17 protein-coding genes and 1 tRNA gene are annotated in these 20,059 nt (G+C 53.3%); 4 read left to right on the forward strand and 14 right to left on the reverse strand.

The window, feature by feature from the left end:
* Positions 1–46 precede the first annotated feature (46 nt).
* The 6 genes from OCV58_RS01635 to pdxR form a co-directional block, all read right to left on the reverse strand.
* The gene (locus tag OCV58_RS01635) at positions 47–367 is read right to left on the reverse strand and encodes an AtuA-related protein (RefSeq protein WP_087477283.1); all 321 of its coding nucleotides are present in this window, start codon (positions 365–367) and stop codon (positions 47–49) included.
* Positions 368–371: 4 nt separating this feature from the next.
* Entirely contained in the window at positions 372–1,730 is a 1,359-nt protein-coding gene (locus OCV58_RS01640; RefSeq protein ID WP_107195308.1) for an acyclic terpene utilization AtuA family protein, read from the reverse strand.
* 271 nt (positions 1,731–2,001) lie between these two features.
* A complete protein-coding gene (locus OCV58_RS01645) occupies positions 2,002–3,420 on the reverse strand; it encodes a sigma-54 interaction domain-containing protein (RefSeq protein WP_154876683.1) in 1,419 nt (472 codons plus the stop codon).
* 32 nt (positions 3,421–3,452) lie between these two features.
* Positions 3,453–6,437, reverse strand: coding sequence for an AAA family ATPase (locus tag OCV58_RS01650; RefSeq protein WP_154876684.1), 2,985 nt, complete (start codon positions 6,435–6,437; stop codon positions 3,453–3,455).
* 5 nt (positions 6,438–6,442) lie between these two features.
* Complete coding sequence (locus OCV58_RS01655; RefSeq protein ID WP_154876685.1) at positions 6,443–7,705, reverse strand: metallophosphoesterase family protein; 1,263 nt, start codon at positions 7,703–7,705, stop codon at positions 6,443–6,445.
* Between the two features lie 4 nt (positions 7,706–7,709).
* Positions 7,710–9,104 (reverse strand): MocR-like pyridoxine biosynthesis transcription factor PdxR, encoded by a 1,395-nt coding sequence (pdxR, locus tag OCV58_RS01660; protein WP_154876686.1) that lies wholly within the window; start codon positions 9,102–9,104, stop codon positions 7,710–7,712.
* A 210-nt stretch (positions 9,105–9,314) separates the two neighbouring features.
* Between pdxR and bioB the strand changes: the two genes are divergently transcribed.
* Positions 9,315–10,316: a biotin synthase BioB gene (gene bioB / locus OCV58_RS01665; RefSeq protein ID WP_087477277.1), complete on the forward strand. Its 1,002-nt coding sequence runs from the start codon at positions 9,315–9,317 to the stop codon at positions 10,314–10,316.
* Here bioB and OCV58_RS01670 read toward each other — a convergent pair.
* The 3 genes from OCV58_RS01670 to OCV58_RS01680 all read right to left on the reverse strand — a co-directional run bounded on the left by OCV58_RS01670 (position 10,297) and on the right by OCV58_RS01680 (position 13,467).
* Positions 10,297–11,568 (reverse strand): hexokinase family protein, encoded by a 1,272-nt coding sequence (locus OCV58_RS01670; RefSeq protein WP_154876687.1) that lies wholly within the window; start codon positions 11,566–11,568, stop codon positions 10,297–10,299. The two genes, bioB and OCV58_RS01670, sit on opposite strands and share 20 nt — an antisense overlap.
* A 131-nt stretch (positions 11,569–11,699) precedes the next feature.
* A complete protein-coding gene (gene folP / locus OCV58_RS01675) occupies positions 11,700–12,551 on the reverse strand; it encodes a dihydropteroate synthase (RefSeq protein ID WP_154876688.1) in 852 nt (283 codons plus the stop codon).
* A gap of 133 nt (positions 12,552–12,684) precedes the next feature.
* Positions 12,685–13,467, reverse strand: coding sequence for an HpcH/HpaI aldolase family protein (locus OCV58_RS01680; RefSeq protein WP_154876689.1), 783 nt, complete (start codon positions 13,465–13,467; stop codon positions 12,685–12,687).
* 260 nt (positions 13,468–13,727) lie between these two features.
* Between OCV58_RS01680 and OCV58_RS01685 the strand changes: the two genes are divergently transcribed.
* Complete coding sequence (locus OCV58_RS01685) at positions 13,728–14,462, forward strand: cyclase family protein (RefSeq protein WP_267312744.1); 735 nt, start codon at positions 13,728–13,730, stop codon at positions 14,460–14,462.
* Between the two features lie 145 nt (positions 14,463–14,607).
* Positions 14,608–14,683, forward strand: a tRNA-Thr gene (locus tag OCV58_RS01690).
* A gap of 64 nt (positions 14,684–14,747) precedes the next feature.
* Here the strand turns inward: OCV58_RS01690 and OCV58_RS01695 are convergent.
* The 3 genes from OCV58_RS01695 to OCV58_RS01705 form a co-directional block, all read right to left on the reverse strand.
* Positions 14,748–15,827 (reverse strand): tyrosine-type recombinase/integrase, encoded by a 1,080-nt coding sequence (locus OCV58_RS01695; RefSeq protein WP_154876690.1) that lies wholly within the window; start codon positions 15,825–15,827, stop codon positions 14,748–14,750.
* A 295-nt stretch (positions 15,828–16,122) separates the two neighbouring features.
* On the reverse strand, positions 16,123–16,404 hold the full coding sequence (locus OCV58_RS01700; RefSeq protein WP_154876691.1) for a hypothetical protein: 282 nt from the start codon (positions 16,402–16,404) through the stop codon (positions 16,123–16,125).
* Positions 16,405–16,497: 93 nt separating this feature from the next.
* Positions 16,498–17,019, reverse strand: a complete 522-nt coding sequence (locus tag OCV58_RS01705; RefSeq protein ID WP_154876692.1) for a hypothetical protein — start codon at positions 17,017–17,019, stop codon at positions 16,498–16,500.
* A gap of 151 nt (positions 17,020–17,170) precedes the next feature.
* On the opposite strand from OCV58_RS01705, the gene OCV58_RS01710 reads away from it, so the two are divergent.
* A complete protein-coding gene (locus OCV58_RS01710) occupies positions 17,171–17,365 on the forward strand; it encodes a helix-turn-helix domain-containing protein (protein WP_154876693.1) in 195 nt (64 codons plus the stop codon).
* Positions 17,366–17,513: 148 nt separating this feature from the next.
* On the opposite strand, the gene OCV58_RS01715 is transcribed toward OCV58_RS01710, so the two are convergent.
* Both OCV58_RS01715 and OCV58_RS01720 read right to left on the reverse strand, forming a co-directional pair.
* Positions 17,514–18,002: a hypothetical protein gene (locus OCV58_RS01715; protein WP_267312745.1), complete on the reverse strand. Its 489-nt coding sequence runs from the start codon at positions 18,000–18,002 to the stop codon at positions 17,514–17,516.
* 844 nt (positions 18,003–18,846) lie between these two features.
* Positions 18,847–19,413 (reverse strand): recombinase family protein, encoded by a 567-nt coding sequence (locus tag OCV58_RS01720; RefSeq protein ID WP_154876697.1) that lies wholly within the window; start codon positions 19,411–19,413, stop codon positions 18,847–18,849.
* Between the last annotated feature and the right edge of the window lie 646 nt (positions 19,414–20,059).

Consider the following 20,059-nt stretch of genomic DNA (forward strand, 5'->3'; position numbering starts at 1 on the left):
TCTCCTTTGACGTCCCGATACAGTTTATGTGCAATTCCAAATTGTTCTATTCGTCATCGACTTCAATGTACATGCGCAGCAGCGCCGCTTCCATGCATTTGCCCAGCGTGTCGAGACGCAGGGAGCGCGTCGCGCCGCCGTCCAAGGCATGGTGCATGACGAAGTTGAAGCCGTCCAGCTGGGGCAAGTCGTAGCGTACGACGTCGCCGAAGACGAGTCCTTCAAAGTGGCGGCGCACGGCTTCGGCCGTCAGCTGCCGTTCCATGGCTTTATAATACTGGGGCTTGCGGGCGTAAATGCAGATATTGGACGTATCGCTCTTATCGCCGCAGCGGCCGTGAGCTATATCTTTTAACTGAACTTTCATGACATTAAACCTCCTCTACGTGCGTTTCCATCGTAATGGCATCCCGGGGAATGAGCGTCGGCCACAGGGCGAATACTTCGCTGGGACGGGTGCGGCCGCCGAAGAAGCAGCCTTGGGCCGGGCCGTTCAGGTTGCTGACGGCGGCGACTTCCGGCGTCAGTTTCAGGCCTTCTTCCTTCGTTTCCGTCATGATGGCGTAGCGGAGGACGACTTCGTTCAAATCGGCGTCGAGTTCCGGAGCCAGGGGGCCGTGGAGGGCGTTGACGCCTAAATAGCTGATATGGGTACGGATGGCCTTCAGGCCCTTCATGGCCATGCGCTTGTCCAGAATATTGGCAGCCATTTTGGCTTTATCCAGCGCTCTCGGCCAGCTGTAGGGCAGGTAGGCGATATTGCGGTAGCCTTCGAGATAGCCGACGCAGAGCTTCAAGGTGTCGGGAGCGGGCTTGCCCGTCACGCCGCGGACAGCGACGTGGTCCCGTTCGATTTCTTCCAGCGTAATCTTGCTGAAATCGGCGACGACGTCGGGCGTAATGTATTGCGACGGGTCGTGGATTTCGTACATGAGCTGTTCCTTGACGGACTGGACCGTTACGAGGCCGCCGGTGTTCTTCGTCTTCGTCAGAACGAGGCTGCCCTTTTCGCTGACTTCGACGATGGGATAGCCTAAAAGCTCCGGACGTGGGACGTGTTCCCAGTCGTAGTCGTAGTTTCCGCCTGTAGCCTGGGCGCCGCATTCGCAGAGGTGGCCGGCCAGAATGCCCGTGGCCTTGGCGTCCCAGTCGTCGAGCTTCCAGCCGAATTCGTACAGGAGGGGCGCTTCAAACATAGCCGTATCGGTCGAGCGGCCCAGGATGATGATGTCCGCGCCGTCTTCCAGGCATTTGACGATAGGCTCTACGCCGTAATAGACGTTGGCGTTGACCATCTTCGGCAGGATGCCGTCGATGTCTTCGCCCGTATCCATGTGCTGCATCTGGACGCCCTGCTCGCGAAGCTGGGGAATCTTTTCCCGCACGTCGTCGCCGAGGACGTAACCGACCTTCAGGTTGTAGCCGCCGGCTTTGACGACTTCCTTTACCTTTTCCACGCAGGCCTTTACGTTCATGCCGCCGGCGTTGGTAATAACCTTCGTCTTCTTTTCTGCCAGGTAGGGCAGCATGCCCTTCAGCGACGTGATGAAATCGCGGGCGTAGCCGGCTTCGGGCCGTTTTTCCTGCTGCCGCCGCATGATGGACAGGGTCAATTCCGCCAGATAATCGCAGCAAATATAATCTACGTTGTCTTCCTTCGCCATGATAATCGGCGCGTCAATCAGGTCTCCCCAAAAGCCCTGGCCGCCGCCGATGCGTATTGTCTTCATAGATGTACCTTCTTTCTGTCTTAAACTACATGTATTGTCGCGACGTAATGCTATCCAATAATAGCTTCGCCTATGTATATGAAATTTATATGCCAATATGTACTATATTCGCTATGCAACGTTACAAGGGTTCTCCACTTTTCGCATATACTCCGGCCTGATCGCCACTTTATAAGAGTGGCATTTTATTTCTACACAAAAAATCCTCCCGCGATACGAGTATAAACTGTATACTTGGGAGGATTTTCCGTGTTTACCATGTATATAGTGTTTACTTTATAGACGATTCTTTATCTAGTCCGTAGAGCTTCCATTTCTTGTAAAAGGTGCGGCGGCTGATTCCCAGGACTTCCATAGCCTTGGTCTTGTTGCCGCCGGTCTCCTTCAGCACGCGGAGGATGTAGTCCCGCTCCATAGCTTGTATATCGGCCTTTAAGCCGTGAGGCGCGCCTGCGGCGGAAGCTTCTGCCGCATCCGTTCTTTCCCCATTATCCGAAAGGCCCTGCAGCTCTTCCGGCAGGTGCTCCATCCGGATTTCGCCGTCGCCGCATACGATGACGGCGTACTCCATGCAGCTTTCGAGCTGCCGCACGTTTCCCGGCCAGGCATAGGACAGGAAAAACCGCTGCACCGCCGACGAAAGGCGTCCTGTCTTTCCATACTTCTTGGAAAATTTTCCCAGGAAATGCTCTGCCAGGAGCAGTACGTCTTCGCCCCGCTCCCGCAGAGGCGGAATGACGATCGTAAAGGTATTGAGGCGGAAGTACAAGTCTTCCCGGAACTTCCCATCCCGCACCATCTGCTTCAGGTTGCGGTTCGTCGCCGCAATCACCCGGACGTCGACCTTCTGCATCGTGTCGGAGCCGATTTTCTGTATTTCCCCCGACTGCAGGGCCCGCAGCAATTTGGCCTGCATGAACAGCGGCATTTCGCCGATTTCATCAAGGAAGATGGTGCCGCCGTCGGCCAGCTCAAACTTCCCGGCCTTGCCGCCCTTGGCCGCGCCGGTAAACGAGCCGGCCGTATAACCGAAGAGCTCGCTTTCCATGAGGCTTTCCGGAATGGCCGAGCAGTTTATGTTGACGAAGGGACGCCGCCGCTTGCCGCTGAGGCGCAGAATCCCGTCAACGACGACTTCCTTGCCTGCGCCGCTTTCCCCTTCTACCAGGACAGTCGCGTCGGTCGGCGCCACGAGCTCCGCCAGCCGCAGGCAGCGCAGGAACTTGGCGCTGTCCCCGACGATATGGGCAAATTCCGGCGGCAGCGTATGGCAGCCGTCAGCAGCGGCCTTGAAGATCGACCGGCTCAGCCGCTGAGCCCGTTCCAGCTCCTGATGGCTGAGGGACAGCTCCGTAATGTCTTCAAAGACCGACACGGCCCCGATGACTTCGCCGCCGTCAAAAATCGGCGTAATATTAACCAGAATTTGCTTGCCCCTCGTTTTGACTTCTACGGGAAGACGCGAGCGGGGTTGCTTGTCGCGCAAGGCGTCCAGGATGACGGCGCCCGGCTCGATGACGCTGATCTGCTTGTGCAGCACCTTTTGCCGCTCTACCCGCAGGATGCGCGTATACGCGTCGTTTATGTAAATAATACGGGAATCCTTGTCTACGATAACGATGCCGTCGCTTACGGCGTCCATCGCCGCCAGCATCATAGCCGGCGGCAGCACCGGCCGAGCAGCTGTCATAGCTTCTGCACCTGCCTTTCCAATCTCGCGGGTTATACGCTTTGCCGAATCGTTCCCTGTTCGATTTCAAATAAATGAATCGTATCGGTTTCTCCGGCTAATTCCTTCTGTACCTCGCCGGCGAGATTTCTCGTCGTCTGGGAACAGGTAAATAAGAAAATCTGTTCTTTCTTGCCTAAGTCGGCCAGGAAGTGAATGGCTTCCTTCTGCCGCTGTTCGTCGAAGCGGACGAGGATGTCGTCCAAAATCAGAGGCATCGCCTCGATTTGCTTGGAAAAGGCCATGGCCAGGCTGATGCGTATGGCCAGATAAATCTGGTCGCCCAGGCCGCTGCTCCATTGCTTTTCCGGGATACGCCGCTGCGTGCCGTCGACGGCGTAGAGCTGGCGGCCGTCAAAGCTGGCCTGGAGGGTGTAGCGGCCCTGGGTCATGAGGTGGAGGTAATCTCCGGCCTGGCGGATAACTAAGGGTTGGCGCACCCGTTCGTAATACGACTGGGCCTCGCCGAGCATATACTGGGCGAAGAGATAAGTCAGCCACTCGTTCACCTTGCCGTCCAGCTCGGCCTTGCGGTTTTGTTTTTCCTGCAGAAGTTGGCCGTAGGCGTCGCTTCTGGCCATCTGGCTGAGCCGTTCTATGATGCTGCCCCGTTTTTCGGCGACTTCGGCTAATTTCTTTTCCGCGTCGGCGATTTTCTTTTCGTAATATGCCCGTTCGTCCGTCCAGTTTTTCAGCGTATGGACTTTCAGCTCGTGCCGCAGCTCTGCCAGCTGCTTCGGCGTCTTGGCGATGAGCCGGATATGGGCTTCGGACTGCTCGTATACTTCCTTATACTGCTGGAACTGGCGGAATTTCAGGACCTTGCTGCGGAATTCCCCCGTCGTCTGGGCGCCGGTCAGGGCCAATAAGTCCTGCTGCTGGTTTTGCCGGATTTCCTTGTCCTTCTGCAGCTGGACGATTTGGGCCTGCCGCTCCTGCTGCTGCTTGTCCTGTTCGCGGGCGACTTCGGCCTGCACGCGGATCGTCTGCCACTGCTTATATACGGCCTCAGTCTGTTCCGGCGTGCCTTCGCCGGCGACGCCTAATTCCCGAAACAGCTGTTCTGCGCTGTCGCGCCACTGGCCCATGCGCCGCAGGAGGTCTTCCTTGCGGACACGCCAGCTTTCGGAGGCCGACACGGCGGCGTGCCACTTGTCCCAGACTTCCTTGGCCTGAGCCAGCTGGCCGACTTCCAAGGAAGCAAATCCGCTGCCGCTGCGCCACGATTCCCAAGCCTTCCGGCTGGCTTCGAGCTTGCCCTGCCAAGCGGCGCCTTTCTTATTCCACTCGTCATAAATAGCGTCGTACATGACCTTCTGTTCTTTTTCCCAGACCGTCTTCGACTCCTGGGTCTTCCAGTCCATGTACTGCATCCTGATTTCATCGAGCTTACGCGACCAGACATCGTCGTCGTCGCTCGCCGCCAGTCCTGCCTTCGCTTCCGCCGCCAAGGCTTCCATCCGCTCCTGCACGGCGGCCAGGCTCTTTTCCAATTCCTCGATTCGCCGGGGGCCCTTGCCGGCCAGCGATTTTTGCTTGGCAAAGGCCGCGACGGCCAGAGCCAGGAACAAGCCGGCTCCGTAGCCGAACAGCTGGTCCATGCCGTATACGAAGACCATCGCCGCCAGGCCCGCAGCGGCGGCCAAACACAGGACCGCCAATACGGCCGGCCCGTGAGATACGCCGCTTCCGTCCGATTTCAGCCACTGCAGCTGTTCGCGCAGCTTCTTCCGCTCCATCAGGCATTCCTGAATGGAAGAAACGGCCTTGCCTACAGCCTGCCATTCCTCCTTGGACGGTTCCCCTTCGGCAGGTGCTTCCGCCTTGTCCGCCGCGACGTTCTTCGGCTTGGCGGCCTGCCACTTTTCCAGCTCCTGCTCGCAGCGAGCCAGTCCGGCCGCCGCAGCCTGTCCGCCGGTCCAATCGACGGAAGAGGGAATCGTATCGCCAGTCCATTGCTTCAGCGATTCTGCGCACTGATTTTGCTCAAACTGCCAGTCTATTTCCATATCGGCATGGGCGGCGACTTCTTCCAGTCCCTGCTTCCACTCGCCGACGTGCAGATACAGGTCGTCGAGGTGAGGGCCGCACAGCAGCCAGATGTTCCATTCCTCGCGGAAGGCCGGCCCTTTAGCCGACAGGGCTTCCAGCTTGCGAATCTGCTCGTCGATTTCCCCAATCTTCGTTTCCAGCTCCGTCCATTTCTGCGCGCCGTCGGCCGGAAACTGGGAGACGTCGGCCAGATCCTGCATGCGCTTGAGCGCGTCCTGTCCCCGCTTGTATACGTCCCAGGCAGCGATAGGCATGGAGATGCGCTCGATTTGCTGCTTCGTTTCTTCGATGCTCAGCCGTATGCGGTTTTCCGTCTCGTGGGTCGCCTGCTCCTTTCCCTGAAGCTGGGCGAACTCGTCTTCGTCGTAGGACAGAGCCCGGATGCGGTTGTCAAATTCGCGCTGCTCCGCCAGCAGGGCGTTGATCGGCTTCTTCCCCTGAGGCGAAGCGACGAGGAGATCGCCCATCTGGCGGATGATGTCCCGCCGCGTCGCGCCCATGCGCACGCCGCCTTCGACGCTGAAAAACTGGCTGCGCACCGTTTCGTTGGACAAGATCTTAAAGCCCTGCAAATCTTCCAGGCCCATAGCGAAAATTTTATCGTAGGTCTGCCGGTCCAGGCCGTGCCACCACAAGTCGGCCGGCTCGTCGTGTAGCGTCAGCTGGCCGTCCGTCATATACGATTCCTTTTCCTTCCGGTAGATGCGGTATTCGCGCCCGTCGTCGCGGCGAATATCCATATGGCCGAAAAAGCCCTTCCAATCGCCGCGCAGGTAGCCGAAAAACATGGAGCGCACGTATTTCATCAGCGTCGTCTTGCCGCTTTCGTTATAGCCGTGCATGACGATGAGCCCCGTTTCCGGTGGGTTCCATTCGACATTATGGTAAATGCCGAAATCGTCTAAATTCATCTGTATAATCTTCATAAGTCCTATCCTCTTCCATCTTCCAGCAATTTCTGCATTCCCAGCCATTTGGCTTTTTCAAAGGCTTCCAGCAGCCTGTCGTCAGAAATCGCCTTGCCGTACGCCCCGAGGCGGTCGAATTCGGGCCGTTCCCGCAGGATATCCCGCAGGGCCTGGACCATCTCTTCCGGCGGCAGGGCGGCCAGCTTGTCGGCAACATTCAAATAATCGCCTACCGTATCGGGCAGCTTGCTCCGTTCTGTCAGGTTGATCTTCGGCCGGGCCATATTGCGCAGCCGTTCCACCATGACGAAGGCGTATTTCCCCTGCTCCTCTTCGCGCCAGCTGTCGATCCAGTACTGCGTCGCTTCGGGATTGTTGATGACCTGGTACATGCTGCCGGCGCCAGTGAAGTTGACTGTCAGGAACGTCGGCTTGCCGATGTCGCGGCGGATTTTTTCCTTGGCGAACCGCACGGCCTCGCGCAGGCCCGATACCGACTCAATCGACTCGATGCTGATGTCCGTGCTTTCCCAGCGGACGATGCTCGTATCTAAAAACTCGACCTTCGTCGTCCCGTAGGGGCCGACCTCTACGTAATAACAGCCGTGGGCGCCGGTCTCCGTGCAGTCTAAGCCCTGCGGGCTTCCAGCGTACACGATATAGGGCTTTTCGCTCAATATCTGATGGGCGTGGACATGGCCCAAGGCCCAATAGTCCATGCCGCTCTCTTTCAAATCCGTCAAAGAACACGGCGCATAAGGAGACGGCCCGCCGATCTGCGTATGGAGCAGGCCGATGGCGTAGCGGTCCCCAGATTCACGGGCAAAGTTCCAGGCCAGATTGTCCCGCTGTTCCGCCTTGGCGTAGCTCTGGCCGTACACGGCCGCCACTTCCTCGCCGTCGACGACCAAGGGCATGCGCTCTATTTTCTCGGCGCTGAAAATGTGCACGTTCGGCGGAAAGGGAATCCGGGCCTTCCAAGCCTCCAGGGGGTCGTGATTGCCCAAGACGGCGAAGACCTGTATATTGTTCTGCGCCAGCTTGTGCAGCAGCCGCACGTAGTCCAGCTGAGCCGTCAAATTGTGCGTCGCGCTCGTATATACGTCGCCGCTGATCAGCACGGCGTGCGCTTTTTTATCAATGGCCAGCTGCACGATTTTCTGGAACGCCCGCATCGGCGCTTTGCCTACGATGCGCTCCCACCGGCTGCCGACAGCGGCGACGTCGTGAAAGGGACTGCCCAAATGTAAATCGCCGCAATGAATAAATCGTAAACTTTTTGCCATGACGCTATCCTTCCTTTTCCGCCCAGGCCCGATGCAGGGCCGCAACGGCCTGTTTCAGGTCCTGACTGGGTATCTTTGAAAACGACAAGAGAAATTCCTTCGTGTCCGCCTGCTCCGGCCGCTCGTAAAAAGACTGCATCGCCAGCACGCGGCATCCCCGCTCTTCTGCCCGGCGGCGCAGCTCGCTTTCGTCGTAAGGGCTCTGCAGGGCGATGTGGCAATATACGCCGGACACGACGCGGCTCACGGAAATGTCCTTCCCGAAGGCCTCCAGCAATAGGCGCTCCATGAGCGCGCCTTTCTCCTGATAATCCTTGCGCAGGCGGCGCACCTGCCGGGCCAGCTCGCCGCTTTGGATATACGCGGCCAGCACGCACTGCTCCGGTACGGAGGCTCCCTGCCGGAACAGACTCCGCCGCTCATTGTACAGCTCCATCAGCTTCGGCGGCAGCACCATATAACTCAGGCGGACAAAAAAAGGAAGCACCTTGGATAAGGCTCCCATGTAAATGACCCGGCCCGACGTATCCAGCCCCTGCAAGGCCGGAATGGGGCGGCCGTAGTAGCGCAGCTCGCTGTCATAGTCGTCCTCAATGATGACGCCTTCGCGCTCCTCGGCCCAGCGGAGCAGCTGGCGGCGCATGCCAATGGGCATGACCGTCCCCGTAGGAAATTGGTGCGACGGGCTGACGTACACCAGCGACGCCCCGCTGCGTTCCAAGGCATCCATGTCGAGAATTCCCTGCCGTATCGCTACGGGAACAATGCCGTATCCCATGTTGCGGAACAGTTCCCGTCCCAAGCGGAAGCCGGGATTTTCTACGGCAATATCGGAGTGCGCCTCCCGCAGCAGCGACGTCAGCACGCCCAGCAGGGCCGCCGTGCCGGCTCCTACGACGATGCGCTCCGGCGGCGCATAGACGCCGCGCGTCTCATAGACGTAGCGGCTCAGGGCGTCACGCAGATCCGGCACGCCCTGCTCGTCGTTGCAGGCCGTCAGGTACGCCGGCTCCGACAGTACCTTATTCATATATTTTCGCCAAATTTCCAGGGGAAAGCGCTCCATATCCATGTCGCCGCTTCCGAAGTCATATAAGTAGGAACGGCGCGACACGGCCGGCGCCGCTTCATCGCCCGGCCCTCCGGCGGCTTCCCGGCTTTGGCCGACGAAGGCCACTTCATACCGCGCCTTATTCCTGCGCAAAATATATCCTTCGCTCGCCAGCTGATAATAGGCCTTTTCCACGGTCATCTTGCTGACGTTCACCGTCTGGGCCAGCTCGCGGACAGAGGGCAGCTTCATGCCGGCAATCATGCGCTGTGCTTCCACCTCGCGGCGGTAATATCTATAGATTTGTACATAATATGGTATTTTAAGAGTTCTGTCGATTTGCAGCATACGATGCACCTAACTATGATTTGTCATGATTAGTTATATTGTAGCGAAAAACTGGCCTAGTGAAAAGAGCTGACAAACAAAATATCTGTACAAGTTTACAGCGATAAAAAGTATGTATCCCTCTCATTGTTAACTTTTGAATCATCCATAACGGTTGATTTATTGCCAGCAGTTTAGTATACTTACAAAAAACGTTCAAGGAGGTTCATCATGAAAATTGCCGAGCTTTGCTCATACGCTGAAAAGGTATTGTCCGGAGGGGAAATTACGCCGGAAGAAGGAGAACGGCTCATCACCTTGCCCGACACCGACACGCCCCTGCTGCTGGCCCTGGCCGACAAGATCCGCCAGCATTTCTGCGGCGACGCCGTAAGCTGCTGCGCCATCCTTAACAGCCGTTCCGGCAGCTGTCCCGAAGACTGCCGGTTTTGCGCCCAATCGTCTCATTACCAAACGAATATCCAGTCCTATCCGCTGCTGGACAAGGCCGCGATACTGGACGCCGCCAAAAAGGCCAAAGAAAAGGGAGCGTCCCGCTTTTCCATCGTGACCAGCGGGCGCTCCGTCCGGGAAGGAGCCGAATTCGCCGAAATCCTGCGCGCGATTTCCTCTATCCGGGACGCAGGGCTGCAGGCCTGCTGTTCCCTCGGCCTGATTACGGCCTCCCAGGCCAGAGAGCTCAAACGCGCCGGCGTATCTCATTACCACGCCAATATCGAAACGGCTCCGTCATATTTTTCTCATATTTGTTCGACCCATGGGATAGACGACAAAATCCGCCTGATCCGCGCCGTCCAGGACGCAGGGGTCTCCGTCTGCTCCGGCGGCATATTGGGATTGGGCGAATCGCCGCGGCAGCGCGTAGAAATGGCCTTTACGCTGAAACGGCTCGGCATCCGCTCCATTCCCCTGAACATCCTCACGCCCATTCAGGGAACGCCGCTGGCCCATGCGCCGCAGCTTCCGCCCCTTGAAATACTGCGGGCCTTCGCCGTATTCCGCTTCATCCTGCCGCAGGCCCTGATCCGCACTGCCGGCGGCAGGGAAGTAAACCTGCGCTCCCTCCAGCCCTTCGCCCTGACAGGGGGACTCAACGGCCTCATGATCGGCGGCTACTTGACGACGAAGGGAAACGACCAGTCTGCCGATATGGAAATGCTCCGCGATTTAGGCCGGAAGCCGGCCTGCCCGGCTAATGATGGGCAGCCATAGCCGCGGCGATGGCCGCACCGACAGAAGGACCGTCCTTAACCAAAACGGGCGACGCCTCGATCTTTTTCCCTCGGGCAAAGCCGGCCTGGCAAATGTGCAGGGCGTCTTCCAGCATGAATAAGCTGCCCCGCACATGCTCTAGGACGCTGCCTTCTACGGCGATGGTCTGGGCGGGAATCGCGCCGTCGGGATACAAATGGCGGAGCACGCCGAAGCAGGACGCCCCCGTCAGCTGGGCCGAACGCACGAACACGGCCGCGCCGATGCTGCGCAGGGGCTTAACGTCCTGCAGGGCGACGATCCGCTTCCACACGCGCCCCATGAGCAGCCGCCCTTCGGCTGGGCTGTCGTTCGCCACGATATGATTCATCGCCTCTGTCGTAAAGGCCGGCATGGATTCGGCGTCCAAATACTCCATGGCGACGCGGCGGTATATTTCGCTCAGATAGGCGCCGCTGACCATCTTTTCCAGCTGATGGTATCCCGGCTGCTGCGACGCTTCGTCTACGGCAATATCCCAGTTCGTCCGGGCCATGCCGTCGTATCCGCCGGCTTCCAGGCTCACGATCATATCCCAGCGCGGCTCGTAATAGCACATATTAAACCCCGTCCCGCAGATGATGCCGACCTGGGACTGGCCGTGCTGATATCCCGCCGCCAGCAGCAAGGCCGTCGTATCGTTGAGCAGCGCGACGGGAATGATGTCGTCCAGGCCCTTTCGCACCAAGGCCTGGCGAAGCATGTCGTTGACCATGCGGCCTTCGGCTCCGGCGACGGTAATTTCCTTCGACCACTGCAGAAACCGGGCGTCGCCGACGTCGTGCTGCGCCACGCCGAAGGAAAAGGTATGGCCCAAATAGAAGGGCTTATTGCCGCCGGCCGCTTCGCCGACGAGATCGGCAATGAAATCGAACAATTCGTCCGCCGTCGTCTGATCCGTCATATAATTGTATTCTCCGTTCTTCTTCAAGGGACGGGAAATCTTTTTCTCCACGATAAAGCAATGGTGTCCCAGCAGGCGAATCCGGGAGACGCGCACATTCGTGCCGCCGAAGTCGAGAGCCAGGTAGGTCCCCTGCTCCCTGCCCGTCGGCAGGGACAAATACGACTTAACAGCTTGAAGCGATGAAGGCTGTCCAGCCAGGACGCGCTCTATTTCAGCGGAAAACTGCTGGGAAAACTGCAGCAGCCGCTCGTTGCTCCAATAAAAGCACTGCGCTATATTCATCCAATCGGTCACTTCACGACTCATACGGTATTCCTCCTCGTTCATGCAAATCCGCGTTGTACACTCTTATTGTACCATATATATCCATAACCAGCCCCGTATTTTGCATGAATTCAGAAAAATTTCCGCATACCTATTCCCTTTAACCCAACAGGCTACATCAGGCCGTCGTCTTCGCGCAGCGCATCGGCCATGCGGCACATGCGGGCAATCGGCTTGACGTCGTGTACCCGCATAATCGCGCAGCCCGCCAATACACCGGCTACGCAGGCCGCGCCTGTCCCCTCCATCCGTTCTTCTGCCGGCAAATCGAGAACCTCGCCGATAAACCGCTTGCGGCTGGGGCCGAGAAGCATCGGATACGGCAGGGCCGTCAGTTCGCGCAAATGCTTCATGACGTATATATTTTGGGCAAAGGTCTTGCCAAAGCCGATGCCCGGGTCGAAGATGAGCCTGCTCTGCTCAAGTCCCGCTTCGGCAGCCAGAGCAGCCGTACGGGAAAAAAAGGCCTTCATATCGCCGATTATATCTGTATACTCCGTGCCGTTTTGATTGTGCATCGCCACGACCAGCACGTCCTTTGCCGCAGCGACGGCTGCCATCCGTCCGGGCTCTGCCTCATACTGGAGCCCCCAGATATCGTTGATGATATGGGCGCCCATGTCCACGGCATAGGCCGCCGTTTCCGCTTTGTACGTATCGACGGAAATAGGCACGGGGCAAGCGGCGGCCAGCTTCGGCAAGATGCCGCGAAGCCGCTCGATTTCCTCCTCCGCCGTAATCGCCTGATGGCCCGGGCGTGTAGATTCTGCGCCGATATCAATGATGTCCGCCCCGTCGGCGACCATCTCCTCCATATGACGCAGGGCATCGTCTATGCGATTCCATTTGCCGCCGTCGGAAAACGAGTCGGGCGTATAGTTCAATATGCCCATGATCAGCGTCTTTTCTCCTATCGTCAGCGTCTTTCCGTCCTTCCATGCATAACGGCGAATTTCTTTTTTCATTCGTATCTCCCTCCCATACTAAAAAAGGATAACGAAGGGCATGGCGTCCATGCCGCAGTCGTTATCCTTCATCGGTTCGTAACCTGCGTAAAACCGTTTCTATTATATCAGGCAGTGCGCCGCAAGGCAACTGCTACAAGGCCCCTTTAATCGCGGCGACGGCCCCGTTGATCGCCCGGCGGTACAAGATGCAGTCCATGGACAAGGCCACGCTGTCAAATCCCTCGTCAAAGCGTTTCACCGCCGCATCTTCCGAATCGGCGTAGATGATGCAGAACTTACCGGCACGCTGTACCGCTTCCAGCACCCGCTTCAAGGCGGCGGCAAATTCCGGCCGGTCAAACTGCGCCGGTGCCCCCATGGCAACGGACAAATCATAAGGACCGACAAAGATTCCGTCGACGCCATCTACGGCAGCAATCTCTTCAATAGCCTCCAGACAGCCCATCGTTTCGCACTGCGGAATCAGCAGCTGCGACGTATTGCATCGGTCGAAATACTCCTGCACGCTCCCTTTCGCGTCGTCCGAGCAGCCGTACAGCGAATTGCGCGTAGGCGCGAATCCCCGGCTGCCGACGGGATAATATTTTCCATATTCGACGATGCGCCGCACCTCGTCGACGCTCTGCACCTGCGGGATAATCAAACCCTTTGCGCCGACGTCGAGCATTCGCAGAATGGAATTGCGCTGACTGTCTTTCACCCGCACAAAGGGAGCCGCCGTGCCGGCGCCTTCCGCCGCCCGGATGATATCGGCGGCCTGAAGCACGTCATAGGGGCCGTGCTCGCCGTCAATCACAAAATAATCCAACTCCGTCAGAGCGATCATTTCTCCGACGGCCGGCCCGCCCATTTCAAAAAATGTCCCGACAGAAGGCTCCCCGCTGCGGAACTTGTCTAAAAATCGATTTTTCATCTCTAATCCCTCCCCGATGCTGCGCTGACGTCAGCTTTGGTATCTTTAACTCTTATAATATAGAATTCAAATTCATTGCGCAAGATAATCGTGTTCTTTTATTATTTTCGAATACATATATTTTTACTTTTCATGCAATTAATTAGTTTCATTAATTCATATAAATTTCTCGTTTATCAGAAGGAATCCTTTCATCACTATAGAAATTTGTATATATGCTGAAACGCAGCACATCGTCTATTGCGAAGGGAGGGCTTTATATGATGAAATTATGGGAATTCGTCAACGAATTAAAATCTCCGGCATACTGCTGGGTAGATTTAACGCATGAACTAAGTCCTGCGACGCCCCATTGGTACGGCTTCGGCGATTTGACCACTGAAGTCATTTACGATTTTAGTCCCGACTGCATTTTTCATTCCGACAAATATACCATTCCTGCCGGCCAATTCGGCACCCACGTCGACGCCCCGGGTCACTTCGTCCAAGGAGCGCGCACGCTGGACCAAATGACGCTGAAGGAAATGGTATATCCCCTCGTCGTCGTCGATAAATCGGCAGCCTGCGCGGCAAATGCCGACTACGAACTGACCATTGCCGACCTTCAGGAATGGGAACAGGAGCACGGCCCCATTCCTGAAGGCGCCTTTGTCGCCTTCCGGTCCGACTGGTCCAAGCGGGCAGACATGAACAATTACGATGAAAACAACCAGCCCCATTATCCCGGCTGGAAGCTGGACGCGCTACATTGGCTCGTCGAAGAACGCCGCATCGGCGCGATCGGACACGAAACAGCCGACACAGACGCCCCCGGAGCCAATGTCAACTTTGCCGGCGAAGTCTATATCTTAGAAACGGATCGGCTGCAAGTCGAACTCATGACCAACCTCGACGCCCTTCCGCCGACAGGAGCCGTCATCTTCGTCACCTTCCCCAAGGTAAAAAACGGCGTCGGCTTCCCAGCGCGGGTCTTTGCCGTCTACCCAAAAGAATAACTCCATCAGAAGAAGAAATGGTTTCGGCCATTTCTTTTTTTTGCCCTCTTGCCACACGCGCCGACAGCCCTTCACAAAAATTTAAATTATTTCTCCAAAAAGTATTGACAAAACATCCATCTCCGCATATAATAACAGAGTACTCGCCACTATAGCTCAGCTGGCAGAGCATCTCATTCGTAATGAGAGGGTCGTAGGTTCGAATCCTATTAGTGGCTCCAAAACCATAAGGAACTCCATTGTTACCGCAGTGGGGTTCTTTTTTTATGCTATTTTCTCGTATGTCTATTCAGCAACAGGAATGAACTGTCCTGCCCAATGCTGCCCCATGATGTCGGCACATTTGTTTTTGAGTATGTCCGTTTGTGCTTCATCAGCGTAGTAATATGGCATTTTGTCGCTTTTCCAGCCGCCTTGTTTCTTCATGGCTTCCAAGGGTACACCTTCCAATACTAAACGTGTCGCAAAGGCACGACGGCAGGAATGAGGACTAATAGGCTTCGTAATGCCTGCTTTCTCTTTCCATCGTGTAAACGTTCGATTGAAATTCCTTGTACTCTCCATTTTGTCCTGTCGCTTTTGTGCAATGATATATGTTCGGCTGTTTCGCTGTGTATGCTCTTTGTAGTAGAACATCAAATCCACCAGAACGTGCGGGACAGCTACATTTCTATATCCTTCCAGTGTCTTCATGAACTTTTCTACAGTGTGTTTTCCCTTACTGGCGGATACTTTCTTATTGATGCTGATATACCATTGCCCTGTATCTTCATCTTGAAAAACATCATCCCATGTCAAAGCCAGCAGTTCGCCTTTTCTCATGCCACACATCAACAGGATAGGAATAGCAATCCAATAATGATGATCTTTACACACCTCAAAGAGCTTTCTTGCTTCTGTGTCTGTAATGGTCGGGCGCTTTTTCTTCTGCCTGATCTTCGGCAAATGCACCCCGTCACATGGATTCTTAGGGATTAGCTCCCGCACGTTTACAGCCTCATTAAGCGCAATAGACAAAACACGGACTATATCATGAATTGTACTGTCAGTAACGCCTTTAGCCTTTAGATGCTTCACAAATGCTGACACGGTATTATACGAGACATCCATGATTGTTTTACCTTCAAAGAATGGCTTTATGTGATTCCTGTACCGCCCTTCGTAGTTCTCGTATGTCTTTTGTACTATGTCTATCCCGTGTTTAGCTTCCAGCCATTCCGTCATATAGTCATTGACAAGAATATGGCTTCCTTCCCATTGCTTCGCCTGTACAGGTGCGATATTCTGGGAAATGAGTTTCGCCATTTGCATTAATTGTTCATTGTCGAGTTTCACTGCTGATGATTCATTATGTTGTGTCATCATATCATTCTGTCATCCCTTCGTATATAAAAAGGACGACACAACATAGAAAAGCAATCTCGCCTTTACTATATCATGCCGTCATCAAAATATAAAGACACACAAAAAAAGAGAGCCAACACGGTATATGCTGGCTCCCTATGGATGCGGTCGTATCCATTTGTCTCTGTGTGTCTTTTTTCTTGATAAAATAGCGATTTACAAAATTGAAATATCCTTCAAGGGTAATTACACCTAAAGAGAGGGATATATGTTTTTTCTCCCTAAATTTAGGAGAATACAGACAAAAAATAATATGTCATGCATGTTTCCTTAGACGTGCCGCCCTCTCTTTCTTCTGTTCATCGGTTAATGTCATTTTCTTCGTCCTAAAGGTCAATAAACTTTTGTCGGCTACATACTCAACAGCATACAGGCCGCCCTTGTCGGTGTATTCCTTTGCTCGTGGATATTTTTTGTCTAGCAAGGTTACCATCGTAGTGTCTGCCGTGTAAATTCTCATGGTGTCGCCTGCGCGGTCAAATACGATAGTTGTCTCCTGTTCCTCCAGTGTTCGGGGTGCTAATTTCGTCGTAAGCATTTTCTATACCTTCTTTCCATGTGTCTGCATAAAAGAAGAGCCGCAGGGGCGGGGTTTCTCCTACGGCTCCGCTTCACTACCTACTTACTCACTCTATTTCTGTTTCTTCTGGTATTCTTTCATCTCTACGATGTCGTCAAGGGTAGAATGCAGTCCCTTCTCATCCTCAAAGGTGAAGAAGTGAACTCCCGTATCCAGTAAGGGGGCCCCTTCAGAAGATTCTGCCAGCTGTTCAAGTGTCACGTCATGCACCCCGATGATTTCGTCGAGATTCGTAAAGGCCCCACTGTAGGCGAAAGCGTCCTTGAGGGCGGCATAATAGAAGTACGTGGCGATGATAGAGAACTGCTTACTGGTTACATCGGCAAGCTTTTCCATGTCTTCGGCGTTCTCCGCAGCCTTCTTCATGAGTTCGTACCGTTCCATGCTTAGCCCTGTGAAATGGTCAGCGTCGGCGAGGTCGTACATGTGTTTTTGCAGGAACGCCGTTGTTATTGCCTGCTGGAGCTGTTTCCGTTCTCTTACTTCTTGCGCGTACATTTCATAGGGGACTTGTGCGGCAGTAGCTACTTTTGCGGCTGTGTCTTTCGTGTTAGTGGTGTTTTTTGTTGTCATAGTATTTCTCTCCTTTGTGATCGCATTTTATTTAAACTAACGAATTAGTTAGTTCTTTGGATATAGTATAGCTAACGTTTTAGTTAGTTGTCAAGAAAAATGAATACATGTTACAATCAAGATAATAAATCTACATGAAAGGGGGATTTTCATGAACATTCATGAACTACTAAAGCAATACGCTAAAGAACAAGGGATGACCTTGAAAGAAGTGGCCGAAAAGGTTCCCGTATCCTATGAAGGAATGTTGAATAAATTCCGCCGTGGTTCTATGACAGTTAAAGACCTTGAAAAACTTTTGGACGTACTGAATAAAGAGCTGTACATCAGAGACAAAAAGCCGTAGGGTGCTCCCGATTGTCTTTTACTGAAAATTTGCCTGTAGAACCTAATCTACAAACCTAACGCATGTCGGGGTATACCAACATACCTAAAAGGGTCGATGTGTCTTTTATTCTACTAACTGTAGTAGCCTGCTCACAAAAAACAGCAAATTATGAAACAGGCTGATACTGCGCAAGAGCTTTCAAGGTATCTTTCTTTCCTTCTGCCTGCAATTCTTTCAAGATGTCCTCGGCGTTCACCTTCTGGAAAAAGCCCTGTACTTCTTGCTCCCGAACATAATTCACCTTCCGCCCGTCGTAGCAACTCCGCAGGGGGCACTGTGCCGGATTTCCATACCACCTCTTCACCCAATAACTTTTTAACTCTTTGACAATTTGAGAGCAAGGGGAGCCGTACAGTATCACATGGACATGCCAAGCCCCCAGACGGCCGCCTTGCGAACGGTGAATATTGCTGATAGCGGCGTAGACAACATACTGCCAGCCTCTTACTCTGGCTTTCCTCCGTAGACTTTCCAGAGCGTTTTTCATAGCCTTCTGTAAATCTTCCTGTGTCACGTCTTTGTGTCTTTTCCTGAATCCACCTTCAAGGCAATTCTTTGTAGTCAAATCCAACGAATAAAGCAAGTATTTTTTCATCTGTAAATCTCCTTCCTTTTGTCTTTTAGCACGGTTTCTCCCTTCAATAAATCCCAGTGAGCCCAGTAAATAGCCAGTTATTCCATGACTTAATTTTAGGAATGTCCTTTGCTGAGGGATAAGCTGAGGAACACCCCAAGATTCATACTCCAGAGTAACCCAGTAGAACCCCATCAAACCCATGACACAATGGAAGACATGGATAGCCTCTCTTGCTCTCTCTTACCCATGAGAATAGAGGGGAATAGCTCACGGCCACCTCTGGAACTCCCCCACGAATAACTACCTAACTATCCTCCTCCTGTACCTCCTCCTTTGCCATTACTACTACTACCTTCTAAAATAGATAAATCAAAGAAATACTTTACTACACTAAAGGATTCTGAAATATCAACTTGACATCTCTTTCCATATCAATTAATCATAGCTTTCTAACGGAGAATCTGACCGTGCTATTTTCTCCATAACGGGGGACAATTTATTCTAAAGTTTTAGGGGACAAAACATTATATTATTTCCTAAACAACATAAAATTCTTTTCATCTGTTATTTTAATTGTTAATATTTTTAATCATATCCTCTCTCATAAAAGAACGTTTAGTTTTATTTAGAGACAAAAAAGAGTCAACCGCTACTTTTCAGCTGACTCTGTGATTTGGATTCGATATGCAATTAGTAGTAGTAAAAGAACGTTCATTCCCCCTGAATGGGTGAGTATAGTTACGCCCAAATTTGAGCTAAACAGTTTCTTCCAATTTTGGAAAAATCCCTGTTTGCTTACCAAAAATAGGAAACAAAGACATGCCCAAAGGTTTACCGCTCAATTTTGCGCAGTGGACACGCTCTATTTTTCTTTGTCTTCCGCAAACCACCTATACAATACAGTACGGGAAACCCCGCACCTTTTAGCGAGTTCCGTCGCCGTCATTCCTCTAGTCTTGTAAATCTGGTACCATTTCGCCCACTGCGGCGGTTTGTCTTTCGCCTTGCGCCCTTTATACTTCCCTGCCTTCTTTGCCTCTGCTATGCCTTCCCGTTGCCGCTGTAACATGAGTTCCCGTTCGAACTGGTTAATACTGGCGATCATCGTCAGCATAAGCCTGCCCTGCGGTGTGTCTGTATCGAACTTTTCCTTTAAACTGACAACACGCACGCCCTTATTCTTCAGCTCCGTAATGATATTCAGTAAATCCTGTGTACTCCTGGCGAGGCGGCTGTATTCATTCACGTACAGCGTGTCACCTTCCCGCAAGTAATCCATGCAGGCGGTGAGCTGTGGGCGGTGTCTATCCTTGCCGCTACATTTGTCTACATACACCTTTTCCAGTGCGGCGATTCCTTCGAACGCTGTTTCCTGTCGTGTCGTGTGCTGTTCTGCTGTCGATACCCTGATGTATCCTATATTAGCCATGTCCATTTCCTCCTTCTTCTGTGTCTGAAGCATAGCATGAAGCGGAGCAAGGTGTCAAGATAGAATTTAAAATGTTATGGACAAAATGTAAAATAAATACTAAAAACGGCCCTATTGAAACATATTTCGAGTGTACAGTTAGGGCATGCCCTATATGAACACCAAGACAAGAGAGGCAGGACAAGGATTGTATCCTTACTGCTGAAGATAGTTCGAATAAAAGGGAACGCCCCCCTGCTGTGTCTTTCATACTCAAATCATGGGGAGCTACGGGGAAAACGGGGATTTTCAAGGAATTAATCAGGGCTTCACAATTTTTAGCAATTTCAATATACCCCCACCCTTAGAGAATTATTTTCTATTGACATCTGTGTCTTGTATCCTGTATCATTTTCCCGTAGGCATTACACAAACAACGGCAGGCGGTTATATCGCCCCTATCCATTTCTGAATGAATGGGGGTGATGCCCATGAACGAGACAAACGTAACACTATTACTTTTGATTCTCTTAGTGGTTCTCTTACAAAAGAAATAACCGCCCGTAGCGTCCAAACTTTAGGCGGTTAAATCTCGTCAAGTATAGGGGCTATAACCGTTTGTCGGTGTAATGCCTCATTTTTATTTCACTTTCATTATATCCAGTAT

Source organism: Megasphaera stantonii (assembly GCF_025567065.1).
GTDB lineage: Bacteria > Bacillota > Negativicutes > Veillonellales > Megasphaeraceae > Megasphaera > Megasphaera stantonii.

What these genes read in the sequence shown, in the direction of transcription:
- OCV58_RS01635 (WP_087477283.1), bottom strand. Translation starts at nt 367, where the DNA reads ATGAAAGTTCAGTTAAAAGATATAGCTCACGGCCGCTGCGGCGATAAG.
- OCV58_RS01640 (WP_107195308.1), bottom strand. Translation starts at nt 1,730, where the DNA reads ATGAAGACAATACGCATCGGCGGCGGCCAGGGCTTTTGGGGAGACCTG.
- OCV58_RS01645 (WP_154876683.1), bottom strand. Translation starts at nt 3,420, where the DNA reads ATGACAGCTGCTCGGCCGGTGCTGCCGCCGGCTATGATGCTGGCGGCG.
- OCV58_RS01650 (WP_154876684.1), bottom strand. Translation starts at nt 6,437, where the DNA reads ATGAAGATTATACAGATGAATTTAGACGATTTCGGCATTTACCATAAT.
- OCV58_RS01655 (WP_154876685.1), bottom strand. Translation starts at nt 7,705, where the DNA reads ATGGCAAAAAGTTTACGATTTATTCATTGCGGCGATTTACATTTGGGC.
- pdxR (WP_154876686.1), bottom strand. Translation starts at nt 9,104, where the DNA reads ATGCTGCAAATCGACAGAACTCTTAAAATACCATATTATGTACAAATC.
- bioB (WP_087477277.1), top strand. Translation starts at nt 9,315, where the DNA reads ATGAAAATTGCCGAGCTTTGCTCATACGCTGAAAAGGTATTGTCCGGA.
- OCV58_RS01670 (WP_154876687.1), bottom strand. Translation starts at nt 11,568, where the DNA reads ATGAGTCGTGAAGTGACCGATTGGATGAATATAGCGCAGTGCTTTTAT.
- folP (WP_154876688.1), bottom strand. Translation starts at nt 12,551, where the DNA reads ATGAAAAAAGAAATTCGCCGTTATGCATGGAAGGACGGAAAGACGCTG.
- OCV58_RS01680 (WP_154876689.1), bottom strand. Translation starts at nt 13,467, where the DNA reads ATGAAAAATCGATTTTTAGACAAGTTCCGCAGCGGGGAGCCTTCTGTC.
- OCV58_RS01685 (WP_267312744.1), top strand. Translation starts at nt 13,728, where the DNA reads ATGATGAAATTATGGGAATTCGTCAACGAATTAAAATCTCCGGCATAC.
- OCV58_RS01695 (WP_154876690.1), bottom strand. Translation starts at nt 15,827, where the DNA reads ATGATGACACAACATAATGAATCATCAGCAGTGAAACTCGACAATGAA.
- OCV58_RS01700 (WP_154876691.1), bottom strand. Translation starts at nt 16,404, where the DNA reads ATGCTTACGACGAAATTAGCACCCCGAACACTGGAGGAACAGGAGACA.
- OCV58_RS01705 (WP_154876692.1), bottom strand. Translation starts at nt 17,019, where the DNA reads ATGACAACAAAAAACACCACTAACACGAAAGACACAGCCGCAAAAGTA.
- OCV58_RS01710 (WP_154876693.1), top strand. Translation starts at nt 17,171, where the DNA reads ATGAACATTCATGAACTACTAAAGCAATACGCTAAAGAACAAGGGATG.
- OCV58_RS01715 (WP_267312745.1), bottom strand. Translation starts at nt 18,002, where the DNA reads ATGAAAAAATACTTGCTTTATTCGTTGGATTTGACTACAAAGAATTGC.
- OCV58_RS01720 (WP_154876697.1), bottom strand. Translation starts at nt 19,413, where the DNA reads ATGGCTAATATAGGATACATCAGGGTATCGACAGCAGAACAGCACACG.